A 23,105-nucleotide genomic window follows, 5' to 3' on the forward strand; every position below is an offset into this window, starting at 1 on the left:
TGCTGTATCCCTTTTGTAGGTTCTTCCTATTCATTTGCCGGAGGGGCGGTTTGCCCTCCACTCCCTGTCCAATATGCCCATCTCGATGCAATCGGCATAGCGCCCGCCGAATGTAGCAGCCTCACGCGAAATCCCCTCCCGTGTAAATCCGGCTGTCTCGTAGGTTTTCTGTGCCGCCGTGTTGAAATCGAAAACTCCAAGGGATATCCGGTGGAGCCGCAACCCCTCGAAGCCGATACGCAGGACTTCACGAACCATCTGCAGTCCGATTCCCCGCCCTTGGCTCCCGGGGTCGACGACGACCCTGCTTATTCTGGCCGAACCGTTCTCACGGTCGATTCCGGATAAGCTTATATGTCCAACCGTTTGTCCGGTAGCTCTCAGCACCGCACAATAGACCAGCAAACCAGACTCTGCCGGATGATTGGCTCCGTCCAGATATCGCTCAAGCTGCCGGTCATCCAGAGGGTAGGACAACGATGGACCTGCCCACTTCTTCAAATACTCCGGGGAAACACTCCATTCCCTCATTAAAGCGTAATCAGCTTCCCCCATATACCGGAGAATTACGCTGCCCGGATCGCCGGTCTCCGCTTCATACTCATACAGGTTAACCAACCGGCCTGCTCCGACATCCCGGGTACCCATATAGTGAAATCCCAGGCTCTGATAGTAACGGTTAAGCTTAATATTATGGGCTACTGTATCCAGTCTGAGACCCGCACAACCCCGTTCCTCCGCTCTTCGTAACGCAAATCGGATCATCTGGCCGCCAAGTCCCATGCCGCGGTGGGATTTGGCTACAGCGAGCCGGTGCAGATAGGCATAGGATTCGTCATTGCGGTCTCCCCAGTACTGGATATCGCTGAACTGCAGAGTGAACATCCCGGCAAGAGCCGCTCCCTCCATGGCCAGATAAACCTCTCTGCTGCTCAAATAATCCTCCACATCGCGGATGCTGAATTGCCCCGGCGTCCACTGGTTGATTCCTTTGCTCTCCATCCAGCCTGCCGCTTCCCGGAGGAGCTTCAGAATATCCGCTGAATGTTCACGTCCGCCGCGGATCATCTCGAGCCTTTGTTCTGAAGAAGATTTCCCTGATTCCTGTGTATTCATGCCTTCTCCTCCTGCACATCATCAAGCGGCAAAATAACGGTAACCTGAGTACCCTTGCCAAGCTCGCTGTCCATTTCCAGCTTGCCGTTATGAAGCTCTACAATCTGCTGGGAGATCGCAAGGCCAAGGCCGGTTCCGCCGTTGAGCGCATCGACCTGGAAGAACCGGTCCCGCACTCTGGACAGATGCGCTTCGCTGATGCCGATCCCGCTATCCCTTACAATTACGGCCATCTCTGTATTCGACAGGCGTTCAGCGGACAGGACGATACTGGAATCCTCAGGCGAGAACTTCACAGCATTGTCGACCAGATTGAGGAACACCTGCTTCAGCCGGTTCGCATCGCCTCTTATATAGATAGTCTCTTCGCATTCCAGCAGCAGGTGAATCCGCTTCTTCTCGGCCTTGGCCCAGATATTCAGCAGCGTCTCCTGCAGCAGGACCTTGATATCCACCTGGGTAATCGACAGCTTCATTTCGTTCTGCTGCAGCTTGGAGAAGTCCAGAATCTCTTCCACCAGCCCGATCAGCCGGTCGCTCTCCTTGGAGATGATGCCCATACCCAGCTTGGTTTCCTCGGGATCGTAGCCGCCTGAGATGAGAGTCTCACTCCAGCCCTTGATGCTGGTCAGCGGTGTCCGCAGCTCATGGGAGATCGAAGAAATGAAATCATCCTTAATCTGATTACTGCGGACGATCTCCTCCGCCATATAATTGAGCGTTGAAGCCAGTTCAGCGATTTCGTACCGGTAATCCCCCTTGATGCGGGTGGTGAACTTCCCCTTGGCCATCTGCGCCGACACAGCCGTGATATTGTTGAGCGGCCGCACAATGGAATTTGCGAGACCGAAGCTGAACAAGACCACGATCGACATAACCGCCGCCCCGATGCCAATGGAGAGCAGCGTCAGATTCAGCAGATCCTTGTTGACTCCCTCCATGGAGGTCAGGTAACGCAAGATGTAAGTTTCATGCGAGTTGATCTGCACCATCTTGGAGACGGCCATTACACTCTCATTCGTCCCGGCCTGCCGGCCCACCCAGCGCCCGACACTACCGCCCACAGCCTCGGGAACATCACTGGTGGTGATGGTCCGGTCCGGCTGAAATCCGGTGGAACTGGTAATGATATCTCCATTTAATGTCAGAACTTCTAGTTCGGTATACTCCAGATTGAAGAAGTCGAGCAGGTTCAGCAGCTGATTCGGCGATCGTTCCGCTGAGAATTCATATTTTACGAAAGTCTCCCCCGCACTGATATGAGTGGTGATTTTGCTGTAGATGCTGTCGTAATAATACGTCCGGATCGCCAGCAGAAAAATAGTCTCCACGAGGAGAAGCGCCACAAAGACTACAAGAATATAGTGCAGTACGATCTGTCTGCGCATCCCCTTCTTAATCATTGTACCTGACCTTTCCATTTGTAGCCGTGCCCCCACACCGTCTGCAGGAATTCAGGCTCTGACGGATTATTTTCGATTTTCTGGCGCAAGCGGCGTATATTCACGTCAACGATTTTGGGATCGCCCATGTACTCCTTGCCCCACACATGATCGAGCAGGGAGTCGCGGCTGAGCGGCGTATTCTCCTTCTCAAGGAAGAATTGCACCAGCGAAAATTCAGTAGGCGTAAGCTCAATCGCTTCACCGCTCTTCTTGAACTGCTTCGAGATCAGATCCAGCGTAAACGGACCCGAGTGAAATGAGACTTTGGCCGACTGCTCACGGTGAACATTGACCCGGCGCAGCAGGGACTGGATACGGGCAATCAGCTCGGTTGGACTAAACGGCTTGCTGACATGATCATCTGCGCCAACAGACAGTGCATATACCTTATCCTGCTCCTGAACTTTGGCTGTCAGAAAAATAATGCCGAGCCGCTCGTTAGTTTCTCTAATGCGTCTGCAGACCTCAAAGCCGTCGATGCCGGGCACCATGACATCCAGCAGGGCAATATCAATATCCGGAACCGTTGTCAGCTTATGCAGAGCCTCATTGCCGTCAGCGGCTTCGAGCACTTCAAACCCGTTGCGTTTAAGATTGATCACAATAAAACTGCGGATGGATTCTTCATCCTCCAGAATCAGTACTTTACTCATCGATTCCCTTCCTCTCTATAGAAGATTTGACTCTTCCGTTCTCTCCCCCGATGGTGTTTTGCTCCAGTTCCCCGCGGTAGCCGATCATTTTGTCCAGATCACGCCCCAGAAGCTTCCAGCCGGAGTTCTTTACCCTATCCCATTCTGCCGGTGAGAAGAACGATACCTCAGCTACAGTCTCCCCGGTGTCGAGCATAATGAATTTAAGCGATTTGTCCTGAACGGACTTGGTATCCACAGTGACATTCTCATGCCATTCCGGAGAAAAATTAATGGTAAACCGGTCCGAAGGATCATTATACAACTGAGTACTAAAGGTCAAGCCGTCTTTTCCGTCCCATTTGTAATAAGAATTGAAATACGGTATGGTCTCAGGGTCGAAATACTCCCACCCCGAGGGGGGCTCCAGCATTCCGATCTCAATAATTCCATCCAGGTCAATATCCTCACTGACAATCTTCCGGTCCTTGAAGGTCCGTACATCTCCCGGAATGGCTACGCGCAGCTTGTTATTCTCCATAACAACAATTGTTGTATAAGCAGAGCGCGAATCCACAGCAGAATCCAGAACTATACCTTCTTTGTTCTCCGCCACTTTTCCTGAGACAATATTGTAATAATTATCGAAATAGGGGTCCAGATTATCCAATTCGTCAAGCACCTTGAAGCTGTCATTATATTGATAGGTAGTTATTGTGGCGAATTCATTGCGTTTGAAATACACGACTGTAATGTCGGCAATCCCGTCCTCGTTCAAATCATCCAGTATATATTTGGTGTAAGGCTTCGTCAGAATTTCTTCCAGCTCTCCGCCGGAATAACTGTAGACCACCATGCCCTTTTCATCCCCGCGCGAATAGCCGGTAACAATATCAAGCTTCCCGTCTCCCGTCACATCCCTAAGATCAACCGAATCCAGCATCGTTCCGTCACCGTCAAAAACAAGCTTCTTGACCCAGGTGTCCTCATGCTTCTCCAGAATCATCCCGTGGATCACTACAGCTTCATTCTTCGTCTGGTAGAAGACAAGCGTCTCCATAATCCCGTCCTTGTCCAGATCCTCGGTAAAAATAGAACTGTCATCATCATTGGCCGGACGGATCAGCGTTGCATCAAGCGGCTTCAGTGAGGAATTAATCGCTGTCATCAGCGAAGCTTTGTCAGCGGACAGCTGCGGCACCTTCATCTGGGAAACAGGATCGCTGATGAAGGTACAGCCGGACATTACAAACAGGGACAAAGAGGCTGCTGTAAGCCTTCCGAGTAACCGTTTATTCAACTTCATCACTCTCTCCTTATTGCACACCTTGCCGCTTCACAGATGCAGCCGCTCCTGTGAGGTCAGCCGGCGCCCCTTCACATCATGTTTGATTCTTCCGTCTTCCAGTACCCATAACCGGCTGGCGAAACGTTCCGCCAGTTCAATCGGCAGTACGGTAATCACAGTTAATCCGGTTTCCTTACACAGCTTACGGAGCGTTTCAAGCACATTCTCCGCAGTCTTGGGGTCCAGACCGGTAACAGGTTCATCGGCAAGTATAACCTTAGCACCGTGAACCAATGCGCGGGCGATAGCCACACGCTGACGTTCACCGCCGCTGAGGTGGCTCGTCTTCATCTTTGCTTTGTCCAGCAGACCCAGCAGATCAAGCTGGTCCATCGCCCCCATATAATCATCAGAGCGGACCATTCCTGTAGCCATCCGCCACAGAGGTGTCTGTGAGGCTTGTCCGATCAGCACGTTCTTCAGTGCCGTACGGTTCGGATTCAGCTCCGCATTCTGCTCCAGATAGGCCCATTCGCGGCGGATTTTGCGTTTGCCGGCAAAAGGGCTCTTCATGATGTCCTTGCCGTCTACCCGGAAATTCCCTCTATCCCATTTCTCGCGCAGAGCCAGGCATTTCAGAAGTGTCGATTTTCCGCTTCCGCTGGCTCCCAGAATAACCACAAATTCACCCGGTTCTAATTGAAATCCGATATCCTGCAGAACTGGTGCTTTATCTTCCCCGACCGCTTTGGCCAAATGTTCAACTGTAATCATAGTTCAGCCTCTCCTGTCTTCAACTCTACTCTATAGTGTACTCTGAAAGCGGGATCAAATTCCATGCGAGCATTCGTTCTTATCTTACCTCAAATTATCTTCCGTGGCGAGAATAATAAGCCTGTCAGTCCGAAGAGAATATATAAACCACCCATTACTGCGAATACACTGCCACCCCAGCCGAATTGCAGCAGCAGCCCGCCGACACCGGGTCCGGCGATACTTCCAAGGCTATAATGGAAGGAAGACACAACATTCGCCGCCGGAAGCAGATGGCGCGGCAGGATATCTGCGGCATAGCTCAGGCCAAGGGAGAAGAAGGAGCCTACCAGGCCTCCGGCAATCATCAGGAGCAGCAGATTCAGCAGAAAATGCTCTCCGGCCAGCGGAAGCAGTGTGAAGGCAAGGCCTCCGCCTACTCCCGAAGCAATCAGGATGGCTCTGCGGCCATAGCGGTCGCTCCATATGCCAAGCGGCAGCTGCAGCAGCAGGCCGCCAATGCCGGCAAACGGCAGTAGCGTTGCGATCTGATCCGTACTGAAGCCGATCCGCAGTCCGTAGACAGGGAAGTTACTGTTCAGGCTCGCTTCCATATATCCGTACAGCAGTGCCGGGATCAGTGCGTACCAGGCCAGCCTGTAGCTTCGTCCGAACCGTCTGGCCTGACCTTCACTATGGTCTATCGGGTGCGGACGGGAATCCGGCAGTTTGACCGCAACGAGCAGCAGGACAAGCACGAACAGTCCGGCGGTAATCAGGAACGGCGCGGACGGGCCGAAGCGCAGCAGGATGATGCCCAGCGGTCCCAGGCTGAAGCCCAGTCCGTAGGACATTCCATACAGGGACAGATTGCGGCCGCGGTGCTCGGCGGGTGACATCAGCAGCACCCATAGCTGAGCGGCGTAGTTAATGGCTGAATCGCCTATGCCTACAAGCAGCCGGAGCACGAACCAGACCTTGACCCCGGGAAGCAGCGGGAACAGGAGCAGTGTCACCAGCACCAGACTGAGGCCTGCGGCAATGAGCTTCTTGAAGCCGATTGCGCCAAGTACCCGCTCTGCAATCAGGGTCATTGCGAAGGATCCTACGTATAGCGCTGCGGCATTTAATCCGTTCAGTGAGGAGGATACACCCTTTTGCTCGAGCAGAATGGATAATACCGGCAGCAGCATCCCCTGGCTAAGTCCTGCCAATATAATTACGGTAATCAGAATCATATAATTCATTGTGCTGCTGTGCGCAAGCGGTATAGATTTGGAATCGGACACGAATAAATCCTCCTATGTAATTCAGCGGTGATCAAAACTGCCGTCAGAGCGGCAAACACCGAACATTATAGTGGACAACCCTCTTCAAAACAAGAGATAATATATAGAAGTGACGGATTTTCTGGAGGTGACCCGGCTTGATGAAGTATGAACTCGAAATTGATGTTTCACCCGTATATGAACTGCTGGACAGTTTTATGCTATATGTGACGAAGAAATGGATTTCCAATCTGGAGATCGGCACCGATTGGGTTCGGGATGTAGACGGCCGGTTCCCGCCTATGCAGCTGGCCGCGCTGAAGCAGGCTGCCGAATGGCCTTTTGACGACTATGATGTGCTCTATGCCTGGGCTTACAGCCGGGGGGAAGCTTCCAAAGTACTGCAGTTCCTGGATGAGCTTGAAGCCTCTACCGTTGAGGATTGCCTGTTGCGGACCGCCCCCTTCTTCCACAACTTCACACTTGAGGAATGTGCCCGGATCAAGAACGGCTATACCCCGCTGCTGCGGATGTGGTATGAGCATTATTTCCGTCATGTGGAACACACGATCCTGCCGCTCCTGATTGAAGACGCATCCGAGAAAAAAATGCTTGAGAGCAAAATGGACATGGTGCCGCTGATCGAATATGCCTCGGGCGGCGTAGTTATTGAAGATATTCCTGAGCTGAAGACCATTGTGCTGCTTCCTACGGTACATAACCGGCCGATCAATACTTATTGCTTCTATAAGAATCTGATGCTTGTACAATATCCGGTCGATGTACCCTCCGAGAATGAAGAGGAGCCGCCGACAGTGCTGCTCCGGTTAACCCAGGCCCTCTCCGACCCGACCCGGCTGAGACTGCTCCGCTTTGTGGCGGGTGAGCCCAAGACCCTGTGGGAGATGCAGTCCGAGCTGAACCAGTCGCGGGAGATGCTGATGCATCATCTGCTCAGTCTGCGGGTCGCCGGACTGCTGCGCGTACATCTGCGAGGTGAAGGCACTGAACGCTACAGCATACGGCCGGATGGCGCAGCTGAACTTCAGATGTTTCTGGAGTCTTATATTCGTATATAATAATTGTACATTTACAGCCGAGGCGTATTTACTTACACAACCAAGCGGATGCTTCCGGAGCAGGTTTTGTTCGAAGCGCACATCATAGAAGGATTCCTCACAAAACATTTAGGAGTGAGCAGTATGAAATATTTGACACAACAAGTAATCTTCGATCTGGACGACACCCTGGTGCACTGCAACAAATATTTTGACCTCATTCTAGGCCGGTATTTCGAGCTTATGTCGGACTGGTTCAGTGATTACGGACCGACCATGAGCGAGTTCCGCACCAAGCAGGTAGAAATCGATGTAGAAACAGTCAGCACCAGCGGACTGGCCAGCGATAATTTCCCGAAATCCCTGATTGCCACATACCGTTATTTCGCCGCCAAATTTAACCGCAAGACCGATCCGTTCGAGGAGCAGCAGCTGATGAAGCTCGGCCTGAGCGTATACGATCAGGAGGTTGAAGCCTACCCGGGTATGGTGGAAACCCTCGATACCTTGAAGCAGGATGGTCATTCCCTGTACCTCTACACTGGCGGAGATGATTCCATCCAGCAGCGCAAAATCGCCCAAATGAAGCTGGACGCCTACTTCGATGACCGGATCTACATCCGCCAGCATAAGAATGTGGAGGCGCTTGAGAATATCCTGACCACTTACAATTTCGACCGCAAAATAACCTGGATGATCGGCAACTCCCTGCGGACGGACGTGCTTCCCGCGCTGACTGCCGGCATTAACAGCATCTATCTGAAGCAACAGAATGAGTGGCTCTACAACCTGATTGAGCTTCAGCGTGAAATGCAGCAGTCGGTCATGACCATTTCAGCAATTCATGAGGTACCGCCGGTGATCCGTTCGGCTGCCCTGCGCAAGCATCACGGCTGACTGGTGTTACAAATGACATATGCAGCCTGCTGCGGGTATGATTATACTATTTGAGTAGATTTTCATCCCGCGCAGGAGGTAGGCAATGAACAAACCTATGAAATCTAAGAATTCCAAGAATTCCACGGGTAACAAACGTCTGCTCCCCATGTTGCTTGCAGTCATTGTGGTTCTTCTGGTGGTTTTACTGTTCTTCATCACTACAGGCAGCAAGTCATCCGGTTCAGCCGAACTCGAGGGCCTGCCCAATTACACAGATGTGAAGGGAACAATCGTTGTTGACGGGCTGAAATATGAGAAACAGCCTCATCTGGGCAAGGAAGATGCTAAGGTGAAGGTCATTGAGTTTGCCGATTTCAAATGTCCAGCCTGCAAAAAATGGACCGCAACCTATCTGGATACGTTCATCAAGGATTACGTGGATACCGGAATAGCACAGTTCTACTTCATGAACTTTGCCTTCATTGACCGGGACTCCTATCTTGCCGCCAGTGCAGGTGAAGCCATATACAAGCAGAGCAACGAGAAGTTCTGGGAATATGTCCATAAGCTCTATGCCAATCAGGGGGATGAGAGCAAGATCTGGGCTACGCAGAAGTTCATCCTGAAATTCGTTAAGGATAACATCGAAGGCATCGACTACGGACAGTTCGAGCAGGACGTCAAGAACCATACCTATATGTTCGATGTAAAAGAAGACTTCAAGATCGCCGGCGCTTACGGTGTAAACGGCACGCCCAAGTTCATGGTGAACGGTGTTCTGCTGCCTGACTCCTCTTATGAAGGCTTAAGCGCTGCGATTGACAGCGCACTGCAAGAAGCTAAGTAAATTCACAGCCTGTAAAAGCATATAAAAAGCGCCCCGGCCGGGAAAAACTGGCCGGGGCGCTTTTTTCATTTATGAATTATTCCACAGCCAGCTGTCCTGTATCCATGTTGGTCAGTACCAGCTTGCCTTCCAGCGGAGAGCCGTCTTCGGCAGCCAACTTGAGCTTGCCGGTCTTGCCCTTCTCGATCAATGCTTTCACCTGGGCATCGGTGAGCGTGCGGCCGTGATTTTCTTTCCAGATCACGAATTTGCAGCCTTCCTTGTAATGGGAGCAGCCGTAGCCCTTGCGGCCCATGAAGATCATCCCGCCGCAGCCGGGCCGCGGGCAGCTGCCGATTATCTTCGGCCCGGAATCCTCCGCTTTCTCGGCAGCCGGCTCACTGCGTTTTCTTGCCGCTGCCGGTTTGTCGGCGGCTTTGCGGTCCGCAGCTTTGCGCGGCGCAGCTCCCGCACTGCGTCCTTTGGCTCCGGCGTTCAGCGAAGGGGTTTCGCCTTCGAAGGAGTTTTTGGCTGCACGGGACTGCACCCGGACCTTGTCCACGATCATGGAGGCGAAACGTTTGACGTTCTCCATGAACTGGCCGTCCGCGGCTGTGCCGCGGGCAATCTCATTCAGGCGGCGCTCCCACTGGCCGGTCATTTCCGGCGAAGTCAGCAGTTCGACGCCCGCACCGCGGATCAGCTCAATCGCCGTCCGCCCCTTTTGGGTGATGGCGATTTTTTTACCCTGCATCTCCACGTAGCCGACATTCTTCAGCCGCTCAATGGTTGCTGCCCGTGTCGCCGGAGTGCCGAGCCCCGAATCCTTCATGGCATCGCGGAGCTCCTCATCCTCAATCTGCTTGCCTGCGCTTTCCATCGCCTTGAGCAAAGTCCCTTCCGTGTAATGCTTCGGCGGCTGGGTATCCTTCTCCTTAACGATGGCGTCACTGCAGATCACCTCATCCGTTGTTGAGATCGAGAACGGCTCGTTCACCTCAACCTCGTCGTCCTCTTCATCCTCCTTGCCTTTGCCCTTGGCCGGTTTGGACTTATCCTTCTTCTGGTCTCCGTAAATCACCTTCCAGCCCAGACTGAGCAGCTCCTTGACGGTGGTTTTGAACTTCTCATTCTCCACTTCGGTGATTACAGTATGCACCTTGTATTCAGCAGCCGGATAGAACTGGGAGAGGAAACGGCGGACGATCAGGTCGTACAGCTTGGCTTCATCCGCGCTCAGTCCGTTCGCCTTGCGGTTCGTCGGCAGAATGGCATGGTGATCCTCAACCTTGGACGGGTTACAGATAAACTTGTTGCCTTTATGGACCAGGTTGCGGTTGGCACCCTTCACCCATTCATCGTACTGCGTACCTTGCAGCGCCGACAGCGTCTTGTGCATCTCCGGGATGTTCTGCTCCGTCACGTAGTTGGAGTTGGTACGCGGATAGGATATCACTTTGTGCTTTTCATAGAGTGCCTGGGCAATATCCAGCGTTTTTTTGGCCGAAAATGCATATTTCCCGTTCGCCTCACGCTGCAGCAGCGTCAAATCATACAGCTTGTTCGGATATTCCTTGGTTTCCTTAACCTCATACGATTCAATTCTGGCAGGCTTGCCCTTCACTTTGGCTGCAAGCGCTTCTGCTTGGGCACCGTCAGTGAGCCGGTCCCCCTGCCACATTCCCTTGTAGTTCAGTTCGTTCTGGCTGAAATGCCCCTCCACCTCAAAAAACTTCAGCGAGGAGAACGCCTCAATTGTCTTCTGGCGGTCATAAATCAGCGCAAGCACGGGGGTCTGCACCCGACCTACAGACAGCAGCACATTGTGCTTGGTCGTAAACGCCCGCGAACCGTTCATTCCGATCAGCCAATCCGCTTCACTGCGTGCCCTTGCCGCCTTGGTCAGATTCTCGTATTCCGAGCCGTCCTTCAGCTCCTGGAACCCTTTGCGGATCGTTTCCGGTGTCAGGTCAGAAATCCACAGCCGCTTGACCGGCTGGCTGAGCTCCAGATGGCGCTGGATTAACGAGAAAATATGCTGCCCTTCGCGCCCGGCATCACAGGAATTGACCAGCAGATCACTTCGCTTCGCCAGTTCTCCGATCACCTTCAGCTGATCCAGCGTCCGCGCATTCGGCACCAGCTTGAACTGCTCCGGAATGATCGGCAGATCATTAATGTTCCACTTTTTATATTTGTTGTCGTAAGCTTCCGGCTCCGCCAGGCCAATCAGATGCCCGATCGCCCAGGTGATAATGTACTGCTCCCCTTCCAGATAGGAACGGTAATTTTTGGCCTTCGGTTCTATTGCGGCGGCGATATTCCGCCCCATGTCCGGTTTTTCCGCAATAATGAGTGTCTTCAAAAATAATCGCTCCTTACCCATGGTTCTTCCAAAATACGTCCAGTAGTCTATTATACCATTACTTCACCACTTTTTAACGTATTGACTTGAAGACTGAGTTCAGACCCGCGGGATTAGCGGTTATAGCTCACAGGTTGAGTCGCAGTTCAATAAATATTTTCTCATTCCAATAGATACATCTAAATATGTCATTTCGCACTATTTATTCGCGATATATAATTCAGTTACATAAATTCAGCAAAACCTGCAGCCGATGCGGATCTTAAGGGTGAACTCATGGCGAATAAAAACATTTCAAGAAAATCATATGTAGGATTTGGCGGATGGTTAGTGCTGTTTGCTGCTAGCTTGTTCGTACAATTTATCAGACTTCTATTAAGTACCCTTGATAACTACTCCATTATCATTTCTGACGAATTCAAACTAATCACCGATCCAGACAGTGAATATTATAATTCATCCTTGTATCCGTCATTAATTGTTGATACCATCCTAAGTTTGTTCATCTGTATTATGATTATATTCATTATCTATTTTTGTATAAGGCATAGTATATGGTTCAAAAAGTTATCTGTAATTTACATAATCAGCTCTTTCATTATTCAATGCTTAACACTTTTTTGGCTGCTGGGTATTCATTTTTTGCCGGAGGAATTCTATGAAGAAATAAATATATATCAGGGAGTTATATCTTCATTGGCTTATATGCTGATCTGGTTGCCTTACTTACTCATATCTAAAAGAGTGAAAAACACATATGCGTAAAAGACGCAGTTTTTGTTATGGGTAATCAAACAGAGTTATTCAAAATGTTGTACGTTGTGCAGCTTTGATTCGTAAATACCCAGACGTGCTGGTGGATTGTTGTACAAAATACAAGAATTGTTCCGATTAGACACATAATGCCTGAGAATTGCTGCATTCCATACAACATTTTTACATTGTGGCCGATTTTATGAGGGAAATGTTGTATTTGTGCAGGATTTTATATTAAAGGATACCGATAAAGAATATTTCTTTGAAAATGCCCATCTGCTTGTGGAAGAACTGCCTGCTGCGTTTCGGAGTACAGAGGTAGATGTTTATATTGGATAGATACAGCAGGCCAATTAGGTTCCATAGAAACCTTAATCGGCCTTTGTACCATGTCCCGCTCAAGAAACCTTAGATCCCGCTCACCCGCGCCACAGCCTCACTGATATCAATCATTTCTTTGGTCCCGGCTCGGCGGTCCATATATTCGACCTTCTGCTCTGCTGCCCCCTTGCCCACGACCAGAGCAACCGGAATACCGATCAGCCCGGAATCCTTAAACTTGACCCCGGCCCGCTCATCCCGGTCATCCAGCAGCGTCTCAATGCCGATGGCGGTGAGCTGTGCGTACAAGGCTTCAGCAACCTCACGCTGGCCCTCATCCTTCACGGACATCAGCAGAATATGAACCGTATAAGGAGCTATGGCCGCCGGCCAGATCAGCCCCTGGTTATCATGATTCTGCTCTGCGACCGATGACAGGAGCCGCGAAATTCCGATACCATAGCAGCCCATCACCATAGGCTGGCTCCGCCCGGCCGTATCTAAGAAGGTCGCACCAAGCTTCTCACTATAGACTGTGCCGAGCTTGAAGACATGCCCTACCTCAATCCCCTGATGAAACACCAGCTTCCCTTCGCCACACTCCGGACAGATATCACCTGCAGCAGCGTTGCGGAAATCCCCAACATGCGCAAGCGTGAAATCGCGGCCAGGTACTACGCCACGCAGATGGTAATCTTTTTCACCGGCACCTGTGACCGCCTCTGTCATGCCGGCAACGGCTGCGTCAACCAGGATGGTTAAAGACAATCCGGCCGGACCGACAAAGCCGCTCTCAACTCCGGCCGCCGCCTGCACACTATCATACTCAGCCAATGCGATTTCACCGCAGCCCAGATACTTCTCCACCTTCAGTTCATTGACCTCATGATCTCCCCGCACCAGCACGGCAAAGGACCGGCCGCCGCCGGTGTAGATCAGTGTCTTGATAATATCCTGCGGTTTGATCCGGCTCTCCTGCTCCAGCTGCTGGATCGTCTTCTGATTAGGCGTATGGAACTTTACAGGTACAGGGATGCCGCTGTAATCCCGCTCCTCGAATGCGGCTCCCCCGCGTACTTCAGCCTGCTCCAGATTTGCGGCATAATCGCAGATGGAGCAGACCGCAACCGTATCCTCTCCAATCTCTGACAGAGCCATAAATTCGTGATTCTGGCCTTTTCCGCCGATAGCCCCGGCATTGGCCTGCACTGCCCGGTAGGTCAGACCGCAGCGGTTAAATATCCGCCTGTAGGCATTGTACATCTGCTCATAGTTCATATCGAGACCTTCCCAGCCTGTGTCAAAAGAGTAGGCATCCTTCATGAGGAACTCCCTGCCCCGCAGTAGCCCTGAACGCGGACGTCGTTCATCGCGGAACTTCGTCTGAATCTGATACACCGTGAGGGGAAGGCGCCGGTAGGAGTTAATTTCATCCCTTACAAGTGCTGTCACTACCTCTTCATGGGTAGGTCCAAGCACAAATTCCCGTTCATGACGGTCCTGCAGCTTCATAAGCTCCTTACCGTACACGTCATATCGGTCCGATTCTTTCCAGAGCTCTGCGGGCTGCAGAGAAGGCATAAGCAGCTCTTGTGCTCCAGAGGCATCCATCTCTTCCCTGACAATGTTCTCAATCTTGCGGAGTACCCTCCGCCCCAGCGGCATATATGTATACACTCCTGCCGCCAGCTGGCGGATGTATCCGGCGCGCAGCAGCAGCTGGTGGCTCATCGTTTCCGCTTCAGCAGGGGCTTCGCGGAGAGTTGTGACGAATAGATTGGTTTGGCGCATAGTGATCAGCCTCTTTCTTTCGATAAATATTTTTAGTGCCCAGCTTAATAACTCCAAAAGGACGCAAAAAAGACGCATCCGTCAGGGACGAATGCGTCGTGTTACCACCCTGGTTCAACCGCCATACAGAGCCTGGCGATCCTCAAATCCGGATAACGGCCGGGGCCGGCAGCATTATACATATCGCCATAAGCTGCAGCTTCCAAGGCAGGGTATGCTTCACGCGCACTTGAGGGACCTTTCAGCCGGTGAATCCCCTCTCTGTTCTGGCGGGTACGGAAACATAGATCCTTGGTCAACGCTTTGTACACTATAAATATTGTACTTAATCTATACGATATTTCGGTACCCGTCAAGCCCGTACTGAAAAAACACAATTCTGCTGAAATTCAACATTTTGTAAATTGTATACCCTTTCATTCGCGAAAAGCTATGATGCAATTAAATATTTTTTCCAGACGTCTTCAGATATGAAAAAACTGTGTCGATAAACCGAATATATGAGTAGAGTTATTCAAAGAAACGGCTACATTCTCATATAGAAGCCGATTTCCATGTATCCGAGGGGGAACCATTCCAATGTCCAAATCCGTCAACCGTTCTAAACGAAAATCCAAGTCAGGGTCACTGCAAAGAAAAATGATGATCCTATTCAGTATTATGCTGGTGATCCCCATCCTGCTCGTAAGTACTTTCTCTTATTTCAGTGCAAACAAGCAATTGAAGATCAAAATGCAGGATGCCACGCATTCCAGTGTGGATCTGGTCGCAAGTACAATTAACGAATATGTTTCAGCCGCAATGCGAAATGTAGATCTGCTAAGCCAGCAGATTAATTCTTCCGATATTGATGCAAATTCGCCGGAAACGCGTACGCTGATTGAATTGTTCATGAAGGCGCATCCCGAGCTGGAGATCTTAACGGTGGGCAATAATCAGGGTGCCTGGATGAAAGCCCCCGATCCCGGGAAGCAGGAATATGATCCGCGCACCAGAGACTGGTATAAGGCAACCCTGCTGAATCCCGGTAAAATCACAATCATCGACCCTTTTGTCTCAGCAACAACCGGCAACTATACGCTCTTTATCTCGGAAACGCTGAAGGATGGCCAGGGCGCGATTACAACCAGCCTTAACCTGAAAGCCTTAAGTGAGAAAATCAACAAGACCACGCCAGGGGAAACAGGCTATTTTTATATTGTTGACCGGAATCATAAGTTCGTCTCTCATCCCGTAAAAGCTGCAGGTGATGATGTAGCAGACTATGTCGTGGAGATGCTGGTTAATGAAAGCGGAGATCTCGACTATACAAATCCGGATTCAGGCATGGATATGCGGGGTTACTATACAACCGATGCGAATACCGGATTCAAGATTGTCGGCATTCTTCCGACCCAGGAATTCTCTGATGCGACGCAGCCTATTATTAATACAGGAGCAATTGTACTGGCTGTGTCTCTGATCGTCAGCATGACCTTATTGTTCCTGATTATCCGCTCCATCACGAATCCGATCCGCAGTCTGAACCGTTCCGCGCAGCGGGTGAGCGAAGGGTATCTGAACGAACAGATTCACATTAACCGGTCGGACGAAATCGGCCAGCTGGCGGAGAATTATAATCTGATGGTAGGTTCTCTGCGCGGTATCGTTTCTGATATTTCAGACACTTCGGCACAGCTTGCCTCTTCAAGCCAGCAGCTTACAGCCACGACTGAGGAGAACTCCAAAGCTACTGCTTATGTGACCGGACTCGTGCAGGAATCTTCAGAAGGTGCTGAAACGCAGACTTCAGCGATGGCTGAGACCTCGCGTGCGATGGAGGAAATGTCCTCAGGTATCCAAAAAATCGCAGAAGCTGCAGCCACCATCGTAGATTCTTCGGCCAATACAGAAGCTGACGTGCTTAGCGGCAGCCTCAAGATCGAACAGGTCAGCCGGCAGATGGATGCCATCCGTACCTCCACCCACCATTCTTCGGAGCTGATCGGCCAATTAAACGGCCTGAACACCGAAGTCTCGGCTATGAGCAGCGCAATTACAGCTATTGCCGTGCAGACTAACCTGTTGTCGCTGAACGCCGGAATCGAAGCCGCCCGGGCCGGAGAACATGGCAGAGGATTCGCTGTAGTCGCCACTGAGGTACGGAAGCTGGCGGATCAATCGAAGAATACCGCCGGAGATATCCAGGACACCCTGCTGCAGATGACCCGGCTGATTGATCAGACCTATGAAGCCATCCGGCATACGGTTGCAGCAGATGTAGATTTGGGCATTCAGGTTACAGCCGAAGCTAAGGAAGCGTTTATCAGTATTGAGCACTCTACGACCAAAATCAACAGCCAGCTGCATGACATCTCGGCCATTACCGAGCAAATGTCTGCCGGTGCGCAGGAGGTAGCTGCTTCTGTTCATGAAATTTCCGGCATCTCGCGTTCGACTTCAGATGCATTCCAGAGCGTAACAGCGGCTACCGAGCAGCAGCTTGCCTCCATGGAGGAAATCTCCTCCTCCTCCACCGAGCTGTCCAAGATGGCCGCAGCACTGCAGCTTAAGATCGAACGCTTCAAGCTGGAGGACTAGTTCACACGGATTACAGTCCTATAGCAGCACACAAAAAACCGTCACTCAGCAAATGCTGGGATGACGGTTTTTTTGTGCATTTTATTATATTAAGGCTAAAAACTCATTGTCTTATTATCTAGACGAGTACGGTCGAACCCATCAGATATCTATCCACTTCACGTGCCGCTTCACGGCCTTCGTTGATCGCCCAGACCACCAGACTCTGACCACGGCGCATATCTCCGGCTGCGAATACTTTATCCACATTGGTGTTGAACTTACCGTAACGGGCCTTTACATTGCTGCGGCGGTCCGTATCCAGCTTGAGCTCCTCAATAATATCCTGCTCCGGTCCGTCGAAGCCGATCGCGATCAGCGCAAGCTGAGCGGGATAGACAGCCTCAGTTCCCGGAACCGGCTGGTAAATCTTCCGTCCGGTCTCATCCACCATACGGCGGATTTGCACGGTGTGCAGCTCCTTGAGGTTGCCTTCTTCATCGCCTACAAATTTCGTAGTCATGATGGAGAATTCACGCGGATCTTCACCGAAGACCGCCTTGGCTTCCTGCTGGGCATAATCCAGCGTATAGACATTAGGGAATTGCGGCCATGGGTTAGCAATCGGATCGCGCTCCAGCGGCGCCTTGTCATGCGTACCGAACTGTGTAATACTGCTGCAGCCGTGACGCAATGAGGTAGCCACGCAGTCGGAACCCGTGTCCCCGCCGCCAAGTACGATAACATCCTTGCCGGCAGCCGATACATAGTTGCCATCCTCCAGATTGGAATTCAGATAGCTCTTAATCGTACCGTTAAGGTAATCCATAGCGTACATTACGCCATTCAGCTCATTGCCTTCTACATTGAAGCGTCTTGCTTTGGTCGCTCCGCCGCAGAGTACAACGGCATCATATTCATCCACCAGCTGCTGTGCAGGAATATCCTTGCCGATTTCTGTATTCACTACGAACTGGATGCCTTCCGCTGCCAGCAGATCCACACGGCGCTGCACGACACGTTTGTCCAGCTTCATGGTAGGGATACCATACATCAGGAGGCCCCCGATGCGGTCACTGCGCTCAAAGACCGTCACAGTATGGCCCGCTTTGTTCAGCTGAGCGGCTGCCGCCAGACCTGCCGGTCCGGAGCCGACAATGGCAACCCGTTTGCCTGTGCGTTTCTCCGGAGGATTCGGTACCACCCAACCCTCTTCAAAGCCTTTGTCCACGATTGCCAGCTCAATGGTCTTAATGGTGACAGGCTGGCCAATCAGGCCGACGGTACATGAACCCTCACAGGGTGCAGGACAGATGCTGCCCGTAAATTCCGGGAAATTATTCGTCTTGTGCAGACGTTCCAGCGCTTCCTTCCACAATCCCCGGTAGACAAGATTATTCCATTCCGGAATAAGATTATGCACCGGACAGCCCGAGGTACCGCCGCTCATATCAATGCCGGTATGGCAATAAGGTGTTCCACAATCCATACAGCGGGCACCCTGGGTCCGAAGCTCGTCCTCGGTCAGATGCTCATGGAACTCTTCCCAATCCTTGATGCGCTGCTCGGGATCCCGGTCCCCTGGGAGCTGACGCTTATACTCCATAAATCCAGTAGGTGTAGACATATTTACGTTTCCCCCATCCGTTCTCTTCGTGTTGATGTATTGTACACTATAACATACCTGCGGCAGAAATATATCTAATGCAGCGTAGGTGAAGAACCTGCATATTTTATACTACCTAGTGAAATATCATTTCTAATTTTAATTATAGTAGCATTCAATACTTTCACACTGTAATGGATTAATCTGCTGATTATTTGTACTATTTCACATCTTGTGTCAGAGAAAACGCTTTTTCGTTACTCCCTGCGTTCATATACAAAAAAACGGTAATCATAAGGATTCTGTTCATTGCGAATCCCCTGTGTACTTGAGATTTCGTTCCACTGGCTCCAGTTGACCTCCGGAAACTTCGTATCGCCCGCAATATCCGCGTAAATCCGCGTGACCAGCAGCTTATCTGCATGAGGCAGCATCAGGCTGTAGATCTCAGCTCCGCCGATCACCATCAGCTCATCCTCTTTACGGCCTTCTGCCAGGGCTTCTTCCAACGAGTGTACAACCTCCGCACCTTCCGGCGCAAAGCTGTGGTCCCGGGTCAGAATAAGGCTGGTGCGGCCTTTAAGCGGCTTCCCGCCGAGAGAGTCCCATGTTTTGCGGCCCATCAGCATTCTTTTGCCGAGTGTCTCTGCTTTGAAATAAGCGAAATCCAGCGGCAAATGCCAGGGCATATCGTTATTCTTACCAATCACACCATTCGAAGCCATCGCCCAAATCATGGTGATACTCATATTCATGCCCTCTTTTCCATGAAATCATAGATTAGGTTTCCGGACAGGGTTATATTGCAACCGGCGCTTTGATCCCCGGATGATGGACATAGTCGGTAAACTCGAAATCCTCAAACGTATAATCAAAAATACTGTCAGGCACCCGGCGGATATTCAGCTTCGGCAATGCGTAAGGCTCCCGCGCGAGCTGTGTGGCCACTTGCTCCATATGATTTGTATATATGTGCACATCGCCGCCTGACCAGATAAATTCACCAACCTCAAGCCCTGTCTGCTGGGCCACCATATGGGTGAGCAGCGCGTAGCTGGCTATGTTAAAAGGAAGCCCCAGGAACGTGTCCACAGAACGCATGGTAAGCATACAGGAGAGCTTCCCGCCCGCTACATAGAACTGAAACACAAAATGGCATGGCGGTAGCTTCATCTGCTCAATCTCGCCTACATTCCAGGCACTGACGATATGACGGCGCGAATCCGGATTATGCTTAATCGACTCAATAACATTCGCAATCTGGTCGATATGGCGTCCGTCCTTGCTCTCCCAGGCCCGCCACTGTGAACCGTATACCGGTCCCAGCTCACCGTTCTCATCTGCCCATTCATCCCAGATGGAGACTCCATTCTCCTTCAGATAAGAAGTATTGGTATCCCCTTTGAGGAACCAGAGCAGCTCATGCACCACCGATTTCAGATGGATGCGTTTGGTGGTCATCAGCGGAAATCCCTTCGACAGATCGAAGCGGAGCTGACGCCCGAATACAGACACTGTGCCAGTGCCGGTCCGGTCGCCTTTGGCTGTACCGTTGTCCAGTATATCCTGCAATAAATCCAAGTAATTACGCAAGCAGTATCGCACCCCACTCTCTTTTTTTCTTATACCAGTTTACCATGACCTGCCCGTGCTTGTAACTTGTTCGCGCGCAGAAAATGTTATTTCCTGCGGACAGCAAATACTGACAAAAGCAGTTTTTCCTAATCCTGATAATAGAGGGAATTAACTAGCGGAATTCCCGCACTAAAATATGATGATTACTCTTGAGACTACAACTCATCCGGCGATAAGAGCAGACAGCTAACATGTACAGGAATCTGTTTAGTAATTATTTGCTTAAGCACCCTCTGCAGCTCCAGCACATGCTCTGTCCCGTTGTTCATCATGCTCTGCCCTCCTCTACTCCCAGATCTTAAGCTCTACCTTCTCCTGCAATGCTTGCAGTGATGCTCTTCCTCCTATGGGAAAAGTGATTATCGGCGATGCGTGGCCAAAATTAACATCAGCAATCACGGGGAGCTGCTCCAGCTCCTTTTTGGATTTGATGATGGTGTGCAGGATCTCGCGGCTCATTCTCGACCCCCGCTGAAACCTGCCTAGTGCCAGTCCTTTGACCCCTGAGAACCCCGGCTGCTGAATCAGCGCTACCAGATCACGGTCAAACACTTCAGGATAGACCTCGAAATCATCCTCCAGAAACAGAACCGAGCCTTCCAGATCCGGCATGTACTCCGTTCCGTGCAGCAGGCTGAGCGTACACAGATTTCCGCCGAGCAGCGTACCCTCCGTTTCGCCTTCGTTAATGATATAAGGGCCGCTGTTTTTTTCAAAAACCCGGTTCTCCTGATCTATAAACCAAGCGTCATCGCTCCAATGTTCAGAGGGCTCTACGGTGACGGCTTCATGACCCATCATCATTTTCGTGAAACACTCCACAGTATACTCATTACCGAGCTTCATGCCGAAAGTGGAGAAATGGGGTCCGGAATAGGTGAGCAGGCCTGTCTTGGCGTATATTGCGTTACTCAGCACAGTAATATCTGAATACCCGCACAACCGCTTGGGGTTGGCCGCAATGAGGTCATAATCAAGTTCACGCAGCAGCTGATTGCTGTTATGTCCGCCCAGGGTTGTCAATATTCCTTTGACCTGGGGATCGCTGAAGGCATTATGTATATCTTCTACTCTGGAGGCAACGGATGATGAGCCGAAGATATCTTGTTCATAAGCATGTCCGGCAAAAGAAACCGTAAAACCAAGCTTCTCCAGCAGTTTTGTGGCATGTTCGAGCTGATCTTTGGCTATGAACCCCAGGCTGTTTGCCGGTGATATAATTCTGATTTCGTCCCCTGTTATTAATTTCGCAGCTTGCATGATCCCACTCCCCGTCAAAATAAAATACCGGCCCCTCTCCTCTGCCGCCGATCGAAAAGAGGATGTCCCCTTAACCATTCTACATGGCTTTGGAAACATCCTCTTATGATCCTACCCGTGCAGGCGTAAGGGTATTATTTAATAACGTGAATCGGGTGTCCTTCTACCAGCTCAGCCGCTTCCATGACGATTTCGCCTAGGGTTGGATGCGCGTGGATCGTCAGGGCGATATCTTCAAGCGTAGCGCCCATTTCAATAGCCAGACCCAGCTCAGCAATCAGGTTGGAAGCTTCGATACCGACGATTTGCGCGCCGAGCACCTGATTATTGTCGCTCTTAGCCACAATCTTGATGAAGCCTTCAGGAGCATTCAGGGAAACGGCACGGCCGTTACCTGCGAACGGGAATTTGCCGCTCTTCACAGCATAGCCCTTGTCCTTCGCTTCTTTCTCAGTCAGACCTACGCTGGAGCATTCAGGATCTGTGAACACTACTGCAGGCATAACCTTGTAGTCAACAACCGATTTGTGGCCGGAGATGGCTTCAGCAGCAATTTTACCTTCGTAAGAAGCCTTATGTGCCAGAGCAAGACCGGGAACGATGTCGCCGATGGCAAAGATATTAGGAATATTAGTGCGTCCCTGGTGGTCGACTTTGACCAGACCGCGTTCATCCAGCTCAACACCGATCAGATCCAGACCCAGTTCACCGTCAGTGTTAGGACGACGTCCTACAGTAACCAGCAGGTAATCGGCAGTCACTTCTTTGGACTCGCCGCCCACGGAGTACTTCACGGTTACTTCCTTGTCGTTCTGAACAGCACTTTCAGCTTTGGCGTTAGTCACAATTTCAATACCGGTCTTCGCCATATTCTTGGCAACCAGACGGGTCATGTCTTTGTCAAAGCCAGGCAGAACAGTGTCCAGACCTTCAATGATCGTTACTTTGGTGCCGAATTTGGAGTACATCTGGCCAAGCTCTGCTCCAATATAGCCGCCGCCGATAACAATCATGCTCTTCGGAATTTCCGGCAGATCAAGTGCTTCAGTCGAGGACAGAATGCGTCCGCCGAACGGGAAAGGCTTCAGTTCAATCGGACGGGAGCCCGTTGCGATGATGCAGTTATTGAATTTGTAGCGCGGGGATTCATGATCATTGAACAAACGGGCTTCGTTTGTGCTGATGAACATAGCTTCACCGTTGAATACTTCAATTTTGTTGCCTTTCATCAGGCTGGTTACCCCTGAAGTCATTCTTTTGACAACTCCGTTTTTGAACTCCTGGGTTTTGGCCCAGTCCACTTTGACGTTCTCGGCAGTAACACCGAATACTTCGCCGTGCTGAGCAGCCTCGAATTGATGAGCTGCAGAGATCAGCGCCTTGGAAGGAATACAGCCGCGGTTCAAGCACACGCCGCCGAGTTCCGATTTATCTACAATGATTACCTTTTGGCCGAGCTGGGCGGCACGAATTGCCGCCACATACCCGCCGGGACCTGCACCAATTACCAATGTGTCGATTTCGATTGAAGCGTCTCCGACTACCAT

General features: G+C 51.1%; 18 protein-coding genes. 5 read left to right on the forward strand and 13 right to left on the reverse strand.

The features are described from left to right. Positions 1-30 precede the first annotated feature (30 nt). The 6 genes from P40081_RS38590 to P40081_RS19615 form a co-directional block, all read right to left on the reverse strand. On the reverse strand, positions 31-1,116 hold the full coding sequence (locus tag P40081_RS38590; RefSeq protein ID WP_156118652.1) for a GNAT family N-acetyltransferase: 1,086 nt from the start codon (positions 1,114-1,116) through the stop codon (positions 31-33). Beyond that, positions 1,113-2,519, reverse strand: a complete 1,407-nt coding sequence (locus P40081_RS19595; protein WP_039299109.1) for a sensor histidine kinase — start codon at positions 2,517-2,519, stop codon at positions 1,113-1,115. The genes P40081_RS38590 and P40081_RS19595 overlap by 4 nt, the downstream gene beginning before the upstream one ends. Beyond that, positions 2,516-3,214, reverse strand: coding sequence for a response regulator transcription factor (locus tag P40081_RS19600; protein WP_039299112.1), 699 nt, complete (start codon positions 3,212-3,214; stop codon positions 2,516-2,518). The genes P40081_RS19595 and P40081_RS19600 overlap by 4 nt, the downstream gene beginning before the upstream one ends. Next, a complete protein-coding gene (locus tag P40081_RS19605; RefSeq protein ID WP_197074250.1) occupies positions 3,207-4,493 on the reverse strand; it encodes a hypothetical protein in 1,287 nt (428 codons plus the stop codon). Before P40081_RS19605 ends, P40081_RS19600 begins: the two co-directional genes overlap by 8 nt. 36 nt (positions 4,494-4,529) lie before the next feature. Next, on the reverse strand, positions 4,530-5,255 hold the full coding sequence (locus P40081_RS19610; protein WP_042137817.1) for a phosphonate ABC transporter ATP-binding protein: 726 nt from the start codon (positions 5,253-5,255) through the stop codon (positions 4,530-4,532). Positions 5,256-5,344: 89 nt separating this feature from the next. Beyond that, positions 5,345-6,481 (reverse strand): MFS transporter, encoded by a 1,137-nt coding sequence (locus P40081_RS19615; RefSeq protein WP_042141254.1) that lies wholly within the window; start codon positions 6,479-6,481, stop codon positions 5,345-5,347. A gap of 182 nt (positions 6,482-6,663) precedes the next feature. Between P40081_RS19615 and P40081_RS19620 the strand changes: the two genes are divergently transcribed. The 3 genes from P40081_RS19620 (at position 6,664) to P40081_RS19630 (ending at position 9,286) form a co-directional block, all read left to right on the forward strand. After that, a complete protein-coding gene (locus P40081_RS19620) occupies positions 6,664-7,581 on the forward strand; it encodes an ArsR/SmtB family transcription factor (RefSeq protein ID WP_042137818.1) in 918 nt (305 codons plus the stop codon). A gap of 123 nt (positions 7,582-7,704) precedes the next feature. Next, the gene (locus P40081_RS19625; protein ID WP_042137820.1) at positions 7,705-8,457 is read left to right on the forward strand and encodes an HAD family hydrolase; all 753 of its coding nucleotides are present in this window, start codon (positions 7,705-7,707) and stop codon (positions 8,455-8,457) included. An 85-nt stretch (positions 8,458-8,542) separates the two neighbouring features. Then, complete coding sequence (locus P40081_RS19630; RefSeq protein WP_042137822.1) at positions 8,543-9,286, forward strand: DsbA family protein; 744 nt, start codon at positions 8,543-8,545, stop codon at positions 9,284-9,286. Between the two features lie 76 nt (positions 9,287-9,362). Here the strand turns inward: P40081_RS19630 and P40081_RS19635 are convergent, their stop codons facing one another. After that, a complete protein-coding gene (locus P40081_RS19635; RefSeq protein WP_042137824.1) occupies positions 9,363-11,630 on the reverse strand; it encodes a type IA DNA topoisomerase in 2,268 nt (755 codons plus the stop codon). 276 nt (positions 11,631-11,906) lie between these two features. Between P40081_RS19635 and P40081_RS40070 the strand changes: the two genes are divergently transcribed. Further along, on the forward strand, positions 11,907-12,395 hold the full coding sequence (locus tag P40081_RS40070; RefSeq protein ID WP_042137826.1) for a DUF2569 family protein: 489 nt from the start codon (positions 11,907-11,909) through the stop codon (positions 12,393-12,395). A gap of 399 nt (positions 12,396-12,794) precedes the next feature. Here the strand turns inward: P40081_RS40070 and P40081_RS19645 are convergent, their stop codons facing one another. Next, complete coding sequence (locus P40081_RS19645; protein WP_042137828.1) at positions 12,795-14,498, reverse strand: proline--tRNA ligase; 1,704 nt, start codon at positions 14,496-14,498, stop codon at positions 12,795-12,797. Between the two features lie 579 nt (positions 14,499-15,077). On the opposite strand from P40081_RS19645, the gene P40081_RS19650 reads away from it, so the two are divergent. After that, a complete protein-coding gene (locus P40081_RS19650) occupies positions 15,078-17,078 on the forward strand; it encodes a methyl-accepting chemotaxis protein (RefSeq protein ID WP_042137830.1) in 2,001 nt (666 codons plus the stop codon). Between the two features lie 118 nt (positions 17,079-17,196). Here P40081_RS19650 and P40081_RS19655 read toward each other — a convergent pair whose 3' ends face one another. From P40081_RS19655 to lpdA, 5 genes are all read right to left on the reverse strand, one after another. Continuing rightward, on the reverse strand, positions 17,197-18,684 hold the full coding sequence (locus P40081_RS19655; protein ID WP_042137832.1) for a glutamate synthase subunit beta: 1,488 nt from the start codon (positions 18,682-18,684) through the stop codon (positions 17,197-17,199). A 236-nt stretch (positions 18,685-18,920) separates the two neighbouring features. Continuing rightward, positions 18,921-19,412 carry a dihydrofolate reductase gene (locus P40081_RS19660; protein ID WP_039299136.1) on the reverse strand — a complete coding sequence of 164 codons (492 nt, stop codon included), beginning with the start codon at positions 19,410-19,412 and terminating at the stop codon, positions 18,921-18,923. A gap of 49 nt (positions 19,413-19,461) precedes the next feature. Continuing rightward, entirely contained in the window at positions 19,462-20,256 is a 795-nt protein-coding gene (gene thyA, locus P40081_RS19665) for a thymidylate synthase (RefSeq protein ID WP_042137834.1), read from the reverse strand. Between the two features lie 327 nt (positions 20,257-20,583). After that, positions 20,584-21,558 (reverse strand): S66 family peptidase, encoded by a 975-nt coding sequence (locus tag P40081_RS19670; RefSeq protein ID WP_042137836.1) that lies wholly within the window; start codon positions 21,556-21,558, stop codon positions 20,584-20,586. A gap of 134 nt (positions 21,559-21,692) precedes the next feature. Continuing rightward, on the reverse strand, positions 21,693-23,105 hold the full coding sequence (gene lpdA, locus P40081_RS19675) for a dihydrolipoyl dehydrogenase (RefSeq protein WP_042137838.1): 1,413 nt from the start codon (positions 23,103-23,105) through the stop codon (positions 21,693-21,695).

The sequence above is a fragment of the Paenibacillus sp. FSL P4-0081 genome (assembly GCF_000758565.1).
Taxonomy (GTDB): domain Bacteria; phylum Bacillota; class Bacilli; order Paenibacillales; family Paenibacillaceae; genus Paenibacillus_AQ; species Paenibacillus_AQ phytohabitans.

Coding starts and splice junctions, on each gene's coding strand:
- P40081_RS38590 (WP_156118652.1), bottom strand. CDS start 1,116: ATGAATACACAGGAATCAGGGAAATCTTCTTCAGAACAAAGGCTCGAG.
- P40081_RS19595 (WP_039299109.1), bottom strand. CDS start 2,519: ATGATTAAGAAGGGGATGCGCAGACAGATCGTACTGCACTATATTCTT.
- P40081_RS19600 (WP_039299112.1), bottom strand. CDS start 3,214: ATGAGTAAAGTACTGATTCTGGAGGATGAAGAATCCATCCGCAGTTTT.
- P40081_RS19610 (WP_042137817.1), bottom strand. CDS start 5,255: ATGATTACAGTTGAACATTTGGCCAAAGCGGTCGGGGAAGATAAAGCA.
- P40081_RS19615 (WP_042141254.1), bottom strand. CDS start 6,481: ATGAATTATATGATTCTGATTACCGTAATTATATTGGCAGGACTTAGC.
- P40081_RS19620 (WP_042137818.1), top strand. CDS start 6,664: ATGAAGTATGAACTCGAAATTGATGTTTCACCCGTATATGAACTGCTG.
- P40081_RS19625 (WP_042137820.1), top strand. CDS start 7,705: ATGAAATATTTGACACAACAAGTAATCTTCGATCTGGACGACACCCTG.
- P40081_RS19630 (WP_042137822.1), top strand. CDS start 8,543: ATGAACAAACCTATGAAATCTAAGAATTCCAAGAATTCCACGGGTAAC.
- P40081_RS40070 (WP_042137826.1), top strand. CDS start 11,907: ATGGCGAATAAAAACATTTCAAGAAAATCATATGTAGGATTTGGCGGA.
- P40081_RS19645 (WP_042137828.1), bottom strand. CDS start 14,498: ATGCGCCAAACCAATCTATTCGTCACAACTCTCCGCGAAGCCCCTGCT.
- P40081_RS19650 (WP_042137830.1), top strand. CDS start 15,078: ATGTCCAAATCCGTCAACCGTTCTAAACGAAAATCCAAGTCAGGGTCA.
- P40081_RS19655 (WP_042137832.1), bottom strand. CDS start 18,684: ATGTCTACACCTACTGGATTTATGGAGTATAAGCGTCAGCTCCCAGGG.
- P40081_RS19660 (WP_039299136.1), bottom strand. CDS start 19,412: ATGAGTATCACCATGATTTGGGCGATGGCTTCGAATGGTGTGATTGGT.
- P40081_RS19670 (WP_042137836.1), bottom strand. CDS start 21,558: ATGCAAGCTGCGAAATTAATAACAGGGGACGAAATCAGAATTATATCA.
- lpdA (WP_042137838.1), bottom strand. CDS start 23,105: ATGGTAGTCGGAGACGCTTCAATCGAAATCGACACATTGGTAATTGGT.